The organism is Thermodesulfobium sp., from assembly GCF_053498235.1.
In genome coordinates this window covers 1-15,318 of sequence record NZ_JBRCUV010000058.1, presented here as the reverse complement: position 1 = coordinate 15,318, position 15,318 = coordinate 1, and the positions used below count along the sequence as shown (strand labels likewise).

The following is a 15,318-nucleotide window of genomic DNA, read 5'->3' as shown; positions in this document are numbered from 1 at the left end:
GTTAGGGAGGTAGTGAAATTGAATTTAGATCAAATTGTTAAAATTTCTAATGCGTTAGCAAATGATTCAAGGTTTAAAATCCTTCAATCAATTTCGTCAAATCCAAAAATTTCTTGTACTGAGGTCATCAAGGCTCTTGATATTACTCAACCTGCAGTTTCTCATCACTTAAAAATTTTAAACGACGCAGGGCTAATCGAAATAAACAGAAAGGGACAGTATGGACTTTGTTCCTTGAACAATGCTGTTCTTGAAGACTATCTTAAATCAATACAAAAAATATTTTTAAAAAAATAAAAATGTCACTTTAAAGCAATTATTTTTTACTTATATACTCAGGATTAGTTAAAGTGATATATAATTTAATTCAGACACCTTTATTAATAAGAGGGAAGTGAAAAATATACATTTCTACTTTAGACTTTTAAAATATTTAAAGCCATATATAAATCTTTTCGTTTTAGCATTATTCTTTATGTGTTTGGTTTCGGCCATTATGGTAGCTATTCCTTGGACTTTAAAGGTTTTGATAGACTCTGCTCTAATTAAGAAAGATGTCTTTATTTTAAATATTTTAGCATTATCTATGATTGGGTTGTATTTTATAAAAGGCCTGTTAAGTTTTTGCCAGAATTATTTGATGATTTATATTACCAACAGCGTTATATCTGACATCAGAGAACAGTTTTTTTCCCACATCCAGCTTATGCCATTAGAATTCTTTAAAAAACATTCTACTGGTGAACTGATGTCTAGATTAACAAACGATACATTTATATTGCAACAAGTTTTTTCTACAGGTCTAGTAAGCTTAGTCCTTGATACCCTTACTTTAATAGGAGTAGTTTGTTTTATATTTTATATAGACTGGAAATTAACGATGGCTACGATATTTATCTTACCTCTTGCATTCCTTGCTGTTCAAAAGTTTGGTAGAAGGCTTAAAAATATCAGCTATAGAATTCAAGAAAGGTCTGCTGATGTTTTTGCTGCATTACAGGAAATTCTTTCTTCTGTCAAAATTGTTCACGGTTTCGCAACTTATGAAAAGGAAAACGAACGATTTAAAAGAATAAACAGAGAATCTGTAAAAGCGGTTTTGAAAGCAGGAAGACTTAATTCTATTTATACGCCAGTGATGGAATTACTGGGAGCAATGGGGGTCGCTGCAGTTTTTTGGTATGGTGGATACAGAGTTATAAACGGCCACATGACTATAGGAGATCTTATGGCTTTTATTGGTTATATTGGTATTATCACTACTCCAGTAAGAAGAATGGGTTCAAATCTTGGAAACATCCAACAAGCTATGGCTGCAGCTCACAGAATATTTTCAGTTCTTGATATAGAACCAAGTATAAAGGATAAAGAAGACGCAATTGAAATTAAAGATATAAAAGGTTTAATTGAATTTGATAACGTATGGTTCAAGTATCCTGATGATGATGAATATATTTTGAAAGGTGTAAGTTTTAAAATACTGCCTGGCCAAGTTTTTGCAATTGTTGGTCCTTCAGGAGCTGGCAAAACTACGATAATTGATTTAATTATGAGATTTTACGATCCTCAAAAGGGAAGTGTAAAAATTGATGGCTATGATGTAAGAGATTTGTCAATGCGTTCCTTTAGACAACATTTGGGTTTCGTGCCTCAGGATGTAATACTCTTCAATGCAACAATCTCTGAAAATATTTCATATGCTAAAGCAAATGCTACTACTGAAGACATAATATGGGCTGCAAAAATATCAAACGCTCACGAATTTATAGATAAGATGGAAAAAGGTTATGACACAATACTTGGAGAAAGAGGAGTAAGATTCTCTGGTGGAGAAAGGCAAAGGATTTCTATTGCTCGTGCAGTAATAAAGAATCCCAAGATATTTTTGTTAGATGAGGCTACATCCAATCTTGATGCCTCTTCTGAGTCTCAGTTTCAAGAGGCTTTGAAAAAGGTTTTGAAGGGAAGAACAACCATAATAGTAGCGCATAGACTTTCTACAATAATATTTGCTGACAAGATATTATATTTGGAGAATGGAAAGATAGTTGAAGAGGGTACTCATAATGAACTGATGAACAAAAAAAATGGCAAGTACAGGATGTTGTTTGAACTTCAAACAAAAGAAAATATCTTTGCGTCATTATGAAATTTCGTACAACAATATACGATTTTGTTTTATCCATTGCTTCAATATACGTGATTTTAAGGTCTATTTTTGATCTTGGTCACCGAAAGACAATTGAATATAGATTCAAAGTATCTTTCGATGAAGAAGTATTAATGAACTTTAAAGAACAACAAAAAAAAAGTTCATTTAAAGGATTATGGATCCACGCAGCTTCTGTAGGAGAGGTATTAGGCGCTATAAACCTTATTAATAAAGTAAGAGAAGAATACGAGAATTACCCAATTTTCCTCACAGTTACAAATTATTCTGCACTTAATTTAGTTAAAGAAAAATATCCATATATAAACGTTAGAATATCCCCCTTTGATTTTAGTTGGCTAATTTCGAAGCTTTGCAAAATACTTGATGTACCAAATATGATTATTGTTGAAGCAGAATACTGGCCAAACCTAATAAACATTTTTTCTGAAAATGGAAAGGTATTCCATATAAGCACCAGGTTTAGCAAAAAAGCCCTTTATAAATACAAAAAATTTGACTTTTTATTTAAATATATGTTCGAAAGAGTTACTGCATTTTTTGCAAAAACTAAGGAAGATAAGGATAATCTAATTGAATATGGAATAAATGAAAGCAAGGTTTTTATTATTGGAGATATCAAAGCATATCAAAATTCTGATCGCTTTTATTCAGAAGAGAGTATATTCGATCTGGTAGCAGGAAGCACTCATAAAGGAGAGGAATCCATTTTGATTAACTTATATTTTAAGTTTAATAAAAATATTTCAATTGCAATTGCCCCAAGACACCTCTCGAGATTAAATGAAATAATATCTGAATTAGAAAAGGTTAATATTGATTTTCTACTATGGTCAAGGGATAAGGATTTTATAAAAAAGAGAAATAAGAGTCCTAAACCAATTATCTTAATAGATACAATGGGTGAACTCTCTAGCATTTATGCTCTTGGCAAGATCGGATTCGTAGGAGGCACACTTGAAAAAATTGGCGGGCATAATTTGTTTGAACCTGCAATATGTGCAAGACCTGTGCTTTTTGGAAAATATTACCAAAGACAGTCATTTATGGCAGATTCGTTATTAAGTGAAGATAAAGAAAGTTCAAACAACAAATATAAAGGTGCTTACGTAATTGAAAATCTAGATCAATTTTATGATATAGTAATTTACCTACTTAAAGATAACAACTGGTTTGAAGAGGGCAAGGTGGCAAGAAAAAAATTTGAATATGCATCAGGTTCTCTCAATAGAACTTATAATCTCTTGAAAGACGAATTCAATGTATTTGTATGAAAAAATTTCCTCTTATTGGATTAATTGTGTTAAAAGTAAAAAAAATAAAATATTTTTATCTTTTCTTTCTCTTCTAAGTTATATTTATAAGGCTATTGTTTTAAAAAGAAGAGAAAAGATTTTGAAACTACCAAAGAAAAAATTTGATTTGAAAGTTGTCGGAATTGGAAATATAGTTCTTGGAGGAACAGGGAAGACACCTTTGGTAATCTGGTTTGCAAAGAAGAATCTAGAAAAAAATATACGAGTAGGAATAGTTTTTAGAGGTTATGCTGGAAAGGCAAGAGGCACATTAATAGTAAGTAATGGCGAAAATATTTTATCTACCCCTTACGTTGCTGGAGATGAAGCATATCTAGTTGCAAAAAAGTTAACAAACGCGATAGTTATTGTAGACAAAATTAAAGAAAGGGCAATAGAGTTTCTTCAAAGTGAATACAATTGTGATCTTGTAATATTAGACGATTCCTTTCAATACTGGAGTATAAAGAAGGATTTAGACATTGTAACTATTGATGCAATTGATCCATGGGGACTAGGTTATATATTTCCAAGAGGTTTTTTAAGGGAGCCAAAGGAGTCTATAGCTAGAGCTAATGTAGTAGTAATATCTAGATTTGATCTTATAGAAAACAAAAATTTGCTTAAATTGATAGGGGAAGTAAAAGGCATAAATCCTAATTCTAAAATATTACTGATGAGATATATTCCTAAAAAACTTACAGATGCGTCATTATACAGAGAATATAATTTAAACATTTTAAATGGTAAAAGAGTCTTTGCCTTTTGCGGCATTGGAAATCCTGATAGTTTTTTTCTGACGTGTAAAAATTTAGGAATAAATGTAGTGGGTTCTATGTCATTTCCAGATCATATAAGATATAACCAGCAAGACTTATTAAAATTATATACTAAATCAAAAGTGCTTAATGTTGATGTTTTTTTAACCACAGAAAAGGATATAGTAAAGTTTAATTTTTTAAAAAACGTAAATTTTTCACTATATGCACTATCAATTGAAGCTGAAATTTTTTCAGAAGGTGAGAATGTTGGGTAAAATTTTAGGAGTAATTCCTTCAAGATTAGGATCTACAAGGTTACCGGAAAAACCTTTAATAAGGATCTTAAACAAACCAATGATCCAGTGGGTATACGAAGGAGCATCTAAAAGCAAACTGTTATCTAATTTAATTATTGCTACTGATTCAGAAGTTTTAATTGAAATCGCATCTACCTTTGGAGCTGAAGCCATTTTGACATCAAAATCATGTACAAGCGGTACAGACAGAGTAGCTGAAGTTGCAAGAATGTTGACTGACTATGAAATAGTAGTTAACATTCAGGGCGACGAACCAATGGTAAATGACGCTATAATCGAAGCACTTATAGAACCATTTTTAGATAGGGAAGTAAATATGACTTCTTTAATGACACCTATTAAGCCCGAAGAAGAATCTGATCCTGCAGTAGTGAAAGTAGTATGCAAAACCAATAGGGATGCTTTATATTTTTCAAGATTTGCCATACCCTTTGACAGGGATGGTGTTGGCGTATCAAGATACAAACATCTAGGTTTTTATGCGTATAAAAGAGATTTTCTTTTAAAATTTGCTAGCTTAACACCTACTCCCTTGGAAAAAGCTGAATCTTTAGAACAACTTAGGGTTCTTGAAAATGGTTTTTCTATTAGAATGAACCTGATCCCTTTTAGTACAAAAAGTGTAGATACCATTGACGATTTAATAGAGGTTGAAAGGATTTTGAAAGAACGAATTGAAAAATATTAACATCAACAGCATAAAAAAAATAGGAGTTATAGTGGGTAATCCAGGATTAGGCGATCTTTTGTTTTCTTTTCCTCTTTTCTCCAATATCAGAAAAAACTTTACAGATGCTGAAATATATTTTATTGGAAACCTTAGGAATTATACAAAGCCATTGGTTTTAAGATCTAAAAATATTGACGACATAATCTATTATGAAGAATATAAGATCCAAAGGATTCCAAACGATTTGTTTTATTTTTTTAAAAATTATAAAAAAGAAAAGTTCGACTTAATATTCGATCTTCAGAGACATTTTCTAATAACAACGCTAACTAAATTTTCTGGAGTTAGAATATTTCAAAGCTTTTCTATGAAACAGATTTTTTCAACTTTCAAAGCCGATGATTCACTAAGAAGAAAAGAACACAATGCTCTTCACCATTTAAGGCTTTTAGAACCACTAAATATAAAACCTGAATTAATTTACGAAATCAATTTATTTGAAATTGATTTCAAAAGACCAAAAATATTTCTGAAAGAAAAGAATATTGAAAAATTTGTAGCAATAGTAGCTTCATCCGGATATGAACTTAAAAATTGGTCTGAAAAAAATTATGTTCAAATAATAGACTTTTTGTTCAAAAGCTTTGGTTATAAATCTGTTTTAATTGGAACCAGTCAAGACAAAGAAGTCTTGGAAAGAATTTCAAACGCAACGAAAAATGCAATTTCAATGCCTTTTGACTTTGGCATTGAAGAAACTGCTGCACTTCTTAAACTTTCAGCATTAACTGTGGGAAACGATTCTGGACCGTTGCACCTTGCATCATTTCAAGATATTCCTGTTGTAGGACTTTACGGCTCTACCAACCCAAATCTGTGTGGTCCACTAGGTAAAAACTCTATCATATTAAGGACTACTGCTAACTGTGCACCCTGTTCGCTTTATTCGTGTCCTTATAACAAAAAATGCATAAATTTAATCAGTGTGGATGACGTAAAGGAAGCTGTTTCGAAAATTCTAAAGCCATAGAACAACCTTAAGTGATATAATTTTCATTATGTTTTTAATTTTTGAAAGGAGATATTATGGGCAAAAGGATTAAGTATGGTTTTATTTTGTTTCTGGTTGCACTAGTAGCTTTTTCAGCAGGTTTTACCTTAAAAAGCAATATGGCCTCAGGAAGTACCAATTGGGGGATGTTGCAGTTTGTCTACAATCTTATTGAAAACTATTACGTAGCGCCCTCCACCCTAGATCCAAATAAACTTGTTGAAGGTGCGATAAGGGGTATGGTTCAGGCAGTAGGCGATCCATACACTAGATATGTAGATCCCGAATCCTTTTCCCAGATGAAGGACCAACTTGAAGGTTCGTTCAGTGGCATAGGCATTGAAATGGGAGTCAAAGATAAAAGTATAGTGGTTATAGCCCCAATAGAAGGAACACCGGCGTATAAAGCTGGTATAAAAGCTAACGATAGAATAGTTTCTGTAGATGGTAAACCTGTGGATGGAATGGACATAAATCAGGTTGTAAGATTAATTAGAGGACCTGCAGGGACACAGGTAAAAATAGGAGTAGAGAGAAATGGTGAATTAAAAGAATTTAACATTACAAGAGAAACCATAGAAATTAAGAGCGTTTCATTCAGACCTCTTACTTATCAGATAGGATACTTGAGAATAAGTACTTTTAACGATAAAACATATGATGAGTTTAAAACATATCTACCAGAAATAGAAAAGATGAAAGCTTTGGTTCTTGATCTTAGAAACGATCCAGGCGGTACTGTAAAGACCTGTCTTGATATTGCAGGATATTTCGTAGGAGATAATCCAGTAGTAATAACTGTAGATAGGAATGGTAATCAAACGAAGGTTTACTCCCCTTATAAAAATTCAAAATTAGATATCCCTGTAGTAGTTCTGGTAAATGAAGGTTCAGCTAGCGCTGCCGAGATTTTGTCTGGAGCAATGAAGGATTATGGTTATACCCTGGTTGGTGAAAAAACTTTTGGTAAGGGATTGATTCAATCCGTAATACCTCTCTATGATAATAGCGCAGTTATAATAACGACTGAAAAATATTTAACTCCTTCAGGACACGATATTAACAAAATAGGCATAGAGCCTAATATTGTTGTTCCAGATCCCAAAGATTGGCAAGATATGGGGAAAAATCCTGAAAAGGATCCTCAGTTAAAAGAAGCTCTTAAAATTTTACAGGAAAAGAATGGCATTTATTAGAATTTTGACTAATATAAAAAGGGACGCTTAAGCGTCCCTTTTTATTAATCAGGACCTGAATTAATCTTCTTCCTGTTCACCTTCAAAAAAATCTTTGTCAGAAATAGTATCCATCTGCCATTGAACCTCTTTATCTTCAGCGTCAAGAGGATAAATACGTATCGAAAAATCTGGGGTAAACAATTCAAAATAAGACGTATTTGTGTTTGGATCTGTATGGATTTGTAGATATTCAAAGCTATTTACATTAAGGTAGATTCTTCCATTCATTAATACGCTGGAATTAGTAGTGTTGTTATAAACTCTAAAAACTCTTCCTTCACCTGATTTCTTTAAGCCGCTTGAGTCATACTGTTCGTATCTAACGAACAGCAGGTCAGATAAAATCCTTAACATGTCCTTTTTCTGATATATAATCCCGTCATTTACAAAACATGCCACTAAGCCAATTTCAACTCTTTTTTGCACCTTTCACCTCATTAATTTTAAATTAACTTATATTATATTTTATCATCTTTATATACTTGTGGCTAAGTGCAAAAGATAAGTTTGATGCTCAGATTTTTTCATCTCATCTTGATTTTAGAAACTCTATGACTTCATTGATGTCTGGCACTTCTTTTATGGGGTAGACTTTTTTAAATATTACTTTGTGAGATTCGTCAAGCAGTATGTTTACCCTACCTGAAAATCCAAAATCACCCAAAAATACATCGTAAAGCTGAGCTAATCCGCCATGTGGCCAAAAATCAGCCAATAGAGGGGTTTTTTTTATTCCAATTATATCTGCCCAAGCCTTTTTGCAAGGAACAGAATCCACACTGATTCCCAAACAAACCGTGTTTAAAGATTTGAAAGTTTCAAAATTTGCTTCAAGTGATTTCATCTGTTCTTCGCATACGGGTGTAAATGCGAGAGGGTGAAAGGACAAGAGTACGTTTTTGCCCTTTAAAGATTCAAGGGATACTACACTATCATTTTGATCCTTTAGAGAAAAGTCCTTTGCCTGTGAGCCTATAGATAACATTTTTTACCTCCAGGAGTGAATTTGTATCTAATCTAATTATAGTCTAAAATTCTTGAAAATGATATTAAATTCCAAAAAATTATACCCTCAGACTATTTCTGAAATACAAAAAGCATCCCACAGAAAAGATCTGTGCACTTACCGAGAAGATTACAAGATATATTGGCGCGATGCCGTACAAAATTCCACAGGCAAAGCTGCCAACGAACCAGAATATGCCTAACAGTGTGTTAAATATGCCAAATGCGCTGCCTCTTTTATTTATGGGGACTATATTTGCCACTGCAGCTCTTATGATAGACTCAAGCGCACCAAGTCCTATCCCCCAGCAAGTCATTCCAACTATTATTAGGTAGATCGAGCTACTCAGAAATATAAGGGGATTTGCAAATATAGATATTATTATTGCAAATAGAAGTGCAATGAAGCCGTTTTTATCAAACAATTTGCCAAATACAAGAGCGCTTGCACCATCTACCCCCATTGCAAAGGCATAAAGTATGGGTATCATAGGTTGGGCTATTAACTTTGTTTTTTCAAGATGAAAGGCTATCAAGACAAAGTCCAGGAATCCCACTGCGAAGCCTAATACACAAAGGGAGTATATCCAAAAAAGTTTTGGCAGGCCCTTTGAGTCGAGCTCGATTAACTGAACTTCTAATTTTGACGGAACTGGGTATAAAAATCTTGAAAAAAACAATACTCCGATAGCACAACTTGCTGGGATTATAAGAAGAAAGAAGGCATATCTAAAATTATTTTCTCCTAAAATAAATAGAACTATCGCTACAAAGATAGGGCCACTGACAGCCCCTAATTGATCAAGGAACCCATGAATCCCAAAACCCCATCCACGCCCGACAGATTTTGTCGCAAATGATATCATTGCATCCCTTGTTGGCACTCTGATGCCCTTTCCTATTCTTTCTAATATCATTGGCAATATTGCCCATTGCCAATTTGGGAAAAGAGCTATAAGAGGTACTGACAAGAGATTTACAAGATATCCAAAAATGGTTAGCGACCAATATTTTTTAGTTTTATCAGCAAGTTTTCCTGAAAAAAATCTTATAGCATACCCCAAAAGCTCGCCCAGTCCGCCAATGAACCCTACCAGTGCTGCGTTTGCCCCTAAGATCTCAAGGTATTGTCCTGAGATAGATCTAGCGCCCTCGTATGTCATATCTGAAAATAGGCTTACCACTCCTATGAGGACTATAAATATCATAGACTTTTTCTTTAAGTCATTCACTAAAAACCTCACCAAATTCTACTATTTATTTTTTATTTATTAAACTAAAGACATCTTCTAAAAAGATTCTATTATATTTAAAACACTTCCGTAGAGCGATGAATCGTCTCCGAGTGAGCTTTTTACTATTTTTATTTTATTTATAGGAGCCATTTTTACATGAGTTGTCACAAAATTTCTAATTTCATCTATTATATATTCTTGATTTGTAAGGCCTCCGCCTAATACTACGCACTCAGGAGAAAGTATTGTGATGACGTTACTGATTCCAACTCCCAGATATGTGATGGCTTTGTTAAGAATTTTCCAGGAAATATCGTCGCCCTGGCTGGATGCATAAAAAACATCTTGTGCTCTTAATACTCCATTTTTTTTGTAAATTTCGTAAAGAATGCCAGATTTTCTAACCAAGGCTTTCGAAAGGGCATCTCTTGAGATGGCATAACCTGAAGAAATTGCCTCCAGACACCCTTTGCTTCCACATCTACACTTTGGTCCGTTTAGGAGGACTATCTGGTGTCCAAATTCTCCTGCGCTATCCTCGAAACCTCTGTAAATCTTTCCATTTATAATTATTCCTCCGCCTATTCCAGTAGAAAGCGTAAAATAAACTATGTTATTATAACCTTTTCCTGAGCCAATTTTATATTCTGCAAGGGCGGCTGCGTTTGCGTCGTTTTCCAGACACACATAGGTACCAAATCTATTTTTAAAGAACTCGCTGACTTTTACCTCGTTCCATCCGGGTAAATTTGGTGGATTTTTTACTATGCCTTTCTGCGTATCGCAAGGACCAGGGGCTGATATGCCAATTGCAAAGTTTAGATTAGGAATTTTTAAATTTTGTATTTTACCAGAAATTTCTTCTAACAATTTTTCAGGATTTTTTTCATAAAGACCTGTCTCTATGACTAATTTCTCATCTAATTTCAAATTCTTTAAAAAGCGACCAATTCTTGTTCTGGTTCCGCCTATATCTATGCCGATATAATAATCAAATTGAAGTTTGTCTGTCATAATAAAAGATATTATATTATATTTTAAATGAAAAGTAGAAAGTTAAAAGTGTAGAAAGTTGCTCGGTGCACTTATAGTAAGCCAAGCATCCTGCTTGGTAGATGTAAAAGCAAAAAAGCAAAAAACTGTCCACGAGCAAGATGCTCGTGATACTATGAAGAGCAAAAGAACTTTCACGAGCAAGATGCTCGTGATACTATAAGATGCTCGTGTTCCTATGAGCAGGATGCTCAGCACCATAATTACAATAAGAAGAGGTGATTTTTATGATAGACTTTTACAAATTTGGATATATAAAGATAGATGGCCTTGAATATACAAAAGACTTAATATTTACAAAGGATGAGATACTACTTTATCCGTGGTGGAGGAAAGAGGGTCATATCTTTTCACTTAGCGATATTGAAAATATACTAAACAAAATAGAAAATATTACGGATGTGGTATGCGGAATAGGCGCATATGGAATGGTTAAGGTTGAAAACGATATTGTCAGATATTTTAAAGATGCAAAAAAGGAAGTTTTCATATATGACACAAAGAAAGCTGCCGATAAATTTAATGAACTTGTTAAAAATGGGAGAGCGCCTTTGGCACTATTTCATCTTACCTGTTGATATTGCTATCAGATCTGGTATACTACAAAATATAGCGTAGTAAGGGAGACAATGATGGATAAAAGAGGGGTAACTCTTATAGAGATCTTGGTCGTTTCTGTTTTTTTGCTATTTGCCCTCGTTGTCCTTGCCTGGGGTTTGTCCTCATCCTTGAAGGCATCAACAAACAACTATATTTTAAATCAAGCAAATATACTTGCTGACTCTCAGATGGAGAGCTTAAGAGCTCTTGCTCTAGGGAGCTCTGTAAATATTCAGAATTCAAATGATTGTGTTAATAATGGGACTATATGCTTTAATTTAACCGCTACAAGATCAAAAGATCCTAATTCTAATTGTGATTTGCTAAACGTTATTGTCAGCGATACTGCAAATCCAGCAAGGTTTAAAAGTATAAATTTGCAATCTGAGGCTTGCCAATGATAAAAAAGTTCGGTTTTACGCTTACTGAGCTTTTGGTGGTTATTGTAATAGCTTCTTTGGTAGCTATGGCTGTTATCTATGCTATTTCAAGTGGAAGTAAAGTATTTGTTAAAAATCAGGAGACAGACAGCATAGCCTTTAGCGTTCCAAATATCCTTTATAGTATGTCAAGAGAGATCAGAGAAGCTGGATATATAAACCTTCAAATATCGCCAGGTGCTATCGTGAATCCAAACCTAATTTGTACTCAGGGTGCATCTGGCAGTATATCGTTTAATCTTGATATACCTACTTCAAGTAATCCTGATGGAACTGGTATATATAGTGTAGTAAAATATCAACTACAAAATGGAAATCTTTCAAGGTGTGTGAACAACACAAATTGTTCATTTCTTAATCCCCCAAATGTTGTTTTTACAAGTTTTTCCCCTATGTCAGGTACAGTAGATGCAAATGCTAACTTTCTCCCAAACCAGAGAGATCCTGCTGGAAATTATAATGTAGTTCAAGTTTCTATAACTGCAAAATCTTCAAATAGCAATAACACATATACTTTTACAAAGGTGGTGAAGCTCAGAAATGTTCAGTAAATGGTTTTCTGATAAGAGTGGATTCGCTTTGCCAATTGCCATTGGAGCTTTGGTGTTTTTCATAATAATAATAGGTGTATGGGCAGCTTTGAATCTCTCCTTATTCAAAACTTCCTCCGCGCAGACTTCGTCTATCCAAGCTCTCTCTGCATGTGAAGAAGGAATATCTTATGCTATGAAAAAAAATTTATCTCTAGGTAATTACCAGTATACTTCACAAGAAGGGCTTAACGTAAGCATAAATGTGACAAATCCGACTACTACTTCAAATTATATTACAAAAGTAATAACAGCATCTGTAAACGCTCCACAAAAAAGAACTGTAAAAGTTTACCTTGGCAATGTGATTCCTGGAGCAGTCATTGCAAATGGGAATATAAATATGAACAGTAATTCAACTATTACTACAAATAATCCGAGCATCCCTGGCGCGTTGCTTAGCGGGACATTGTCGAAAGATGCAAATTCGCTTGTTATAGGTCCTGCTCAACATCTTTCAGATTTTACACCTTATAAAAACGCTATTACTCAAGTAGTTAGGAGTATGATGCCGAGCGTTCCTCCTGTGCCTACAAACTATACCACACTTTCTAACCCTACTTGTGGTAGTGCATTGACTGGAAATTATGTTTTGATAGATGGTAGTCTCAACAATCATTGTAACCTTACGATAAACGGTAACCTTGTCGTAAACTCTTCGAATTTTTCAGTTAATACCAACAGTTCTCTTACTGTGAACGGAAATATGTGGTCAAATACACTTAACATAAATTCAAATGCCAATTTAATAGTTAATAATAACTTGTATGCAAACGGGAGTGTAACAGATAATTCAAATTCACAGATTAGTATTGGAAGTAATATTATTTTAACAGGCAACGGTTCAGCTCTGATTTTAAATAGCAATTCTGATACAATTTCAGGAAGCATTATTGCAACCGGAAATAATACTTCTGTAACTTTCAACAGCAACTCTACAGTTAACGGTAATATTATAATTTCTGACGGTAACCTGGATATAAATTCTAATGTAAATGGCTTGAGCGGTTTGATTTACGTTGGTGATAGCTCTGGCTCATCTTCCTCAGGAAATATAACTATTAATAGCAATAATACTATAAATGGGCTTGTATACGCTGCAGGTTCTGCTCAAATAGGAGAAACAACCGTACAAATGAATTCTAATTCGAATATAAACGGCGCTTTATTGGTAGAAAGTGGAAATTTGCAAGTAAATGCGGGTAGTGAAATAGTATATAATCCTGCCAATTTCAGCAATATAACTAATCTTTTGTCAAACTATCTAAGTGCACCTATCATAACTGGATCATGGCATGAACCAGGAACTTAGTTTTAAATCTAAAGTATACCAGGATCGGATTTTTTTGTAATACAATTTTTGTATGATTACAAATATTGAATAAGGGGTTTTTTATGATATTTAGTATAAAAAAGAATAAAAGGGGATTTACCCTAATAGAGCTGATGGTGGCGGCTGTGATTCTTGCTTTCGGTCTTATGACGCTGGCTATATCTTTGTTTGGCGCTATAAGAGCCCAGGAAGCAGTAGCCCAGCAGACAAATGCCCAGGGTCTGGTAGATCAAAGGTTAGCTCAGTTATCTGCTATAGCAAATCTTCAAAATAGCTCTGATGTTTGGGTAGGTTGGGGGACACTTTTAGCTCAAGATGGCGTGAGGGAACAAGTGACAATAAATCATTCTTTAACTGGAACAAGACTTACAACTGTTCAGGATATTAATTCAGGAACTCAGTACGAATATGCAAATGTAACAGTAACGGTTAGCTGGGATTGTGGGAAGCCTAATAAAGCTTTGTGTCAGGTTACAGGAACTCAACACATTGATAAACCGCAGACAGTCTCTCCATGAAGAAAAAATCTGGTCTTATTCTTATCGAATTACGTCTTTCCTCAAAATAAAATCTATCTGAACTTACTAATTTATGCATAGTTATTCCTCCTTTTAAGCTTTTTATTATAGGTTAGAAAGAGTTCTTCTGTTATTCTCTCTATCTCTTTTGAAAGTTCTGCTATATCTATAGCATCTCTTAGTCTTAAAAGATCTGATTTTACTTTTTCATCTACTTCTTTAAGCCTTAATACTCTGTTAAGAGGTGTATCTATTTCGTATCTTTTAATTATTTTTCCATTTATTCTAATCTTTTCAATATATTTCATCTGAGGCATAAAGAGATTATTCTTTAAGCAAACCAATTTCAGAAGTACCTGAAGAACTTTAAGCTCTTCATCTGTATCGTATCTATTCCAACCTGTATAACTTCTTACCATAGACCAATTTTTGCTCTCTACGTAGCAAGAATCGTTCTTTCTGTAAGGCCTTGATCTAGTAAATTCTATTTTATTTTCCATGCAAAATCTTTTAACATGGGCATTTATAAATTCAGATCCGTTATCGGAATGAAGTTTCCTTAATGGAACTGGCATTGTCTTATAGATATCCTCAAGAGCTTTTCTTGTCCATATCATTGCCTTATTTTTAATAGGCCTTAATTCTGTCCACCCTGTACTAATTTCTGTTGCTGTTAGCGTGTAAACAAACTCTCCTGTACCTGATGCCCCACTGTGATGTACAAGGTCTATCTCTACAACACCAGGTTCTCTTTGTTTATCAAACCAACTCTCTACTGCTATAGATTTTTTCAAATTACTACTAAATGGATTACCACCATACCTCTTCTTTAACTTAATTCTGTCTCTATAAGGCTTAAGTAACCTATCTACTGTAGCAGGACTTATCCTTAATAACAAAGGCTTTATATCATCTGTAAGATTAGATTTTATCTTAGGATTTTCAAAAAGTTTTTCGTGATTAATTCTAATAAACCATACAAGATGTTTTGATGATACGTATCCAGAAATCCTGTATAATACCTTTAATATCTCTAGAACTT

The 15,318-nt window shown here is 33.7% G+C and carries 17 protein-coding genes; 12 read left to right on the top strand and 5 right to left on the bottom strand.

Annotation, left to right across the window (positions count from 1 at the left end; all coding sequences use genetic code 11):
- The 7 genes from ACWIUX_RS08175 to ACWIUX_RS08145 form a co-directional block, all read left to right on the top strand.
- The coding region (locus ACWIUX_RS08175; RefSeq protein ID WP_448590239.1) for an ArsR/SmtB family transcription factor at positions 1 to 297 on the top strand (297 nt) is incomplete at its 5' end.
- A 97-nt stretch (positions 298 to 394) separates the two neighbouring features.
- The gene (locus ACWIUX_RS08170; protein WP_448590238.1) at positions 395 to 2,149 is read left to right on the top strand and encodes an ABC transporter ATP-binding protein; all 1,755 of its coding nucleotides are present in this window, start codon (positions 395 to 397) and stop codon (positions 2,147 to 2,149) included.
- A complete protein-coding gene (locus ACWIUX_RS08165) occupies positions 2,146 to 3,444 on the top strand; it encodes a 3-deoxy-D-manno-octulosonic acid transferase (protein ID WP_448590237.1) in 1,299 nt (432 codons plus the stop codon). Before ACWIUX_RS08170 ends, ACWIUX_RS08165 begins: the two co-directional genes overlap by 4 nt.
- Positions 3,431 to 4,501: a tetraacyldisaccharide 4'-kinase gene (lpxK, locus tag ACWIUX_RS08160; protein ID WP_448590236.1), complete on the top strand. Its 1,071-nt coding sequence runs from the start codon at positions 3,431 to 3,433 to the stop codon at positions 4,499 to 4,501. The genes ACWIUX_RS08165 and lpxK overlap by 14 nt, the downstream gene beginning before the upstream one ends.
- Complete coding sequence (gene kdsB, locus ACWIUX_RS08155; RefSeq protein WP_448590235.1) at positions 4,491 to 5,231, top strand: 3-deoxy-manno-octulosonate cytidylyltransferase; 741 nt, start codon at positions 4,491 to 4,493, stop codon at positions 5,229 to 5,231. Before lpxK ends, kdsB begins: the two co-directional genes overlap by 11 nt.
- 31 nt (positions 5,232 to 5,262) lie before the next feature.
- Positions 5,263 to 6,243 carry a glycosyltransferase family 9 protein gene (locus ACWIUX_RS08150; RefSeq protein WP_448590234.1) on the top strand — a complete coding sequence of 327 codons (981 nt, stop codon included), beginning with the start codon at positions 5,263 to 5,265 and terminating at the stop codon, positions 6,241 to 6,243.
- Positions 6,244 to 6,299: 56 nt separating this feature from the next.
- The gene (locus ACWIUX_RS08145; RefSeq protein WP_448590233.1) at positions 6,300 to 7,460 is read left to right on the top strand and encodes a S41 family peptidase; all 1,161 of its coding nucleotides are present in this window, start codon (positions 6,300 to 6,302) and stop codon (positions 7,458 to 7,460) included.
- Between the two features lie 60 nt (positions 7,461 to 7,520).
- Here ACWIUX_RS08145 and ACWIUX_RS08140 read toward each other — a convergent pair whose 3' ends face one another.
- The 4 genes from ACWIUX_RS08140 to ACWIUX_RS08125 all read right to left on the bottom strand — a co-directional run bounded on the left by ACWIUX_RS08140 (position 7,521) and on the right by ACWIUX_RS08125 (position 10,756).
- Complete coding sequence (locus ACWIUX_RS08140; protein ID WP_448590232.1) at positions 7,521 to 7,928, bottom strand: hypothetical protein; 408 nt, start codon at positions 7,926 to 7,928, stop codon at positions 7,521 to 7,523.
- A 103-nt stretch (positions 7,929 to 8,031) separates the two neighbouring features.
- Positions 8,032 to 8,487: a redoxin domain-containing protein gene (locus tag ACWIUX_RS08135; protein WP_448590231.1), complete on the bottom strand. Its 456-nt coding sequence runs from the start codon at positions 8,485 to 8,487 to the stop codon at positions 8,032 to 8,034.
- A 79-nt stretch (positions 8,488 to 8,566) separates the two neighbouring features.
- Positions 8,567 to 9,739 (bottom strand): MFS transporter, encoded by a 1,173-nt coding sequence (locus ACWIUX_RS08130; RefSeq protein WP_448590230.1) that lies wholly within the window; start codon positions 9,737 to 9,739, stop codon positions 8,567 to 8,569.
- Positions 9,740 to 9,796: 57 nt separating this feature from the next.
- The gene (locus ACWIUX_RS08125) at positions 9,797 to 10,756 is read right to left on the bottom strand and encodes an ROK family protein (RefSeq protein WP_448590229.1); all 960 of its coding nucleotides are present in this window, start codon (positions 10,754 to 10,756) and stop codon (positions 9,797 to 9,799) included.
- Positions 10,757 to 11,022: 266 nt separating this feature from the next.
- Here ACWIUX_RS08125 and ACWIUX_RS08120 point away from each other — a divergent pair, with 266 nt between their 5' ends.
- The 5 genes from ACWIUX_RS08120 (at position 11,023) to ACWIUX_RS08100 (ending at position 14,276) form a co-directional block, all read left to right on the top strand.
- The gene (locus tag ACWIUX_RS08120; protein WP_448590228.1) at positions 11,023 to 11,373 is read left to right on the top strand and encodes an Mth938-like domain-containing protein; all 351 of its coding nucleotides are present in this window, start codon (positions 11,023 to 11,025) and stop codon (positions 11,371 to 11,373) included.
- 54 nt (positions 11,374 to 11,427) lie between these two features.
- Positions 11,428 to 11,796 (top strand): type IV pilus modification PilV family protein, encoded by a 369-nt coding sequence (locus ACWIUX_RS08115; RefSeq protein ID WP_448590227.1) that lies wholly within the window; start codon positions 11,428 to 11,430, stop codon positions 11,794 to 11,796.
- Complete coding sequence (locus ACWIUX_RS08110) at positions 11,793 to 12,386, top strand: PilW family protein (protein WP_448590226.1); 594 nt, start codon at positions 11,793 to 11,795, stop codon at positions 12,384 to 12,386. The genes ACWIUX_RS08115 and ACWIUX_RS08110 overlap by 4 nt, the downstream gene beginning before the upstream one ends.
- The gene (locus ACWIUX_RS08105) at positions 12,376 to 13,737 is read left to right on the top strand and encodes a hypothetical protein (RefSeq protein WP_448590225.1); all 1,362 of its coding nucleotides are present in this window, start codon (positions 12,376 to 12,378) and stop codon (positions 13,735 to 13,737) included. The genes ACWIUX_RS08110 and ACWIUX_RS08105 overlap by 11 nt, the downstream gene beginning before the upstream one ends.
- An 83-nt stretch (positions 13,738 to 13,820) precedes the next feature.
- Positions 13,821 to 14,276 (top strand): type II secretion system protein, encoded by a 456-nt coding sequence (locus ACWIUX_RS08100; RefSeq protein ID WP_448590224.1) that lies wholly within the window; start codon positions 13,821 to 13,823, stop codon positions 14,274 to 14,276.
- Positions 14,277 to 14,347: 71 nt separating this feature from the next.
- On the opposite strand, the gene ACWIUX_RS08095 is transcribed toward ACWIUX_RS08100, so the two are convergent.
- Positions 14,348 to 15,318 (bottom strand): integrase catalytic domain-containing protein (locus ACWIUX_RS08095; RefSeq protein WP_448590223.1); only part of this gene is annotated, 971 nt, incomplete at its 5' end.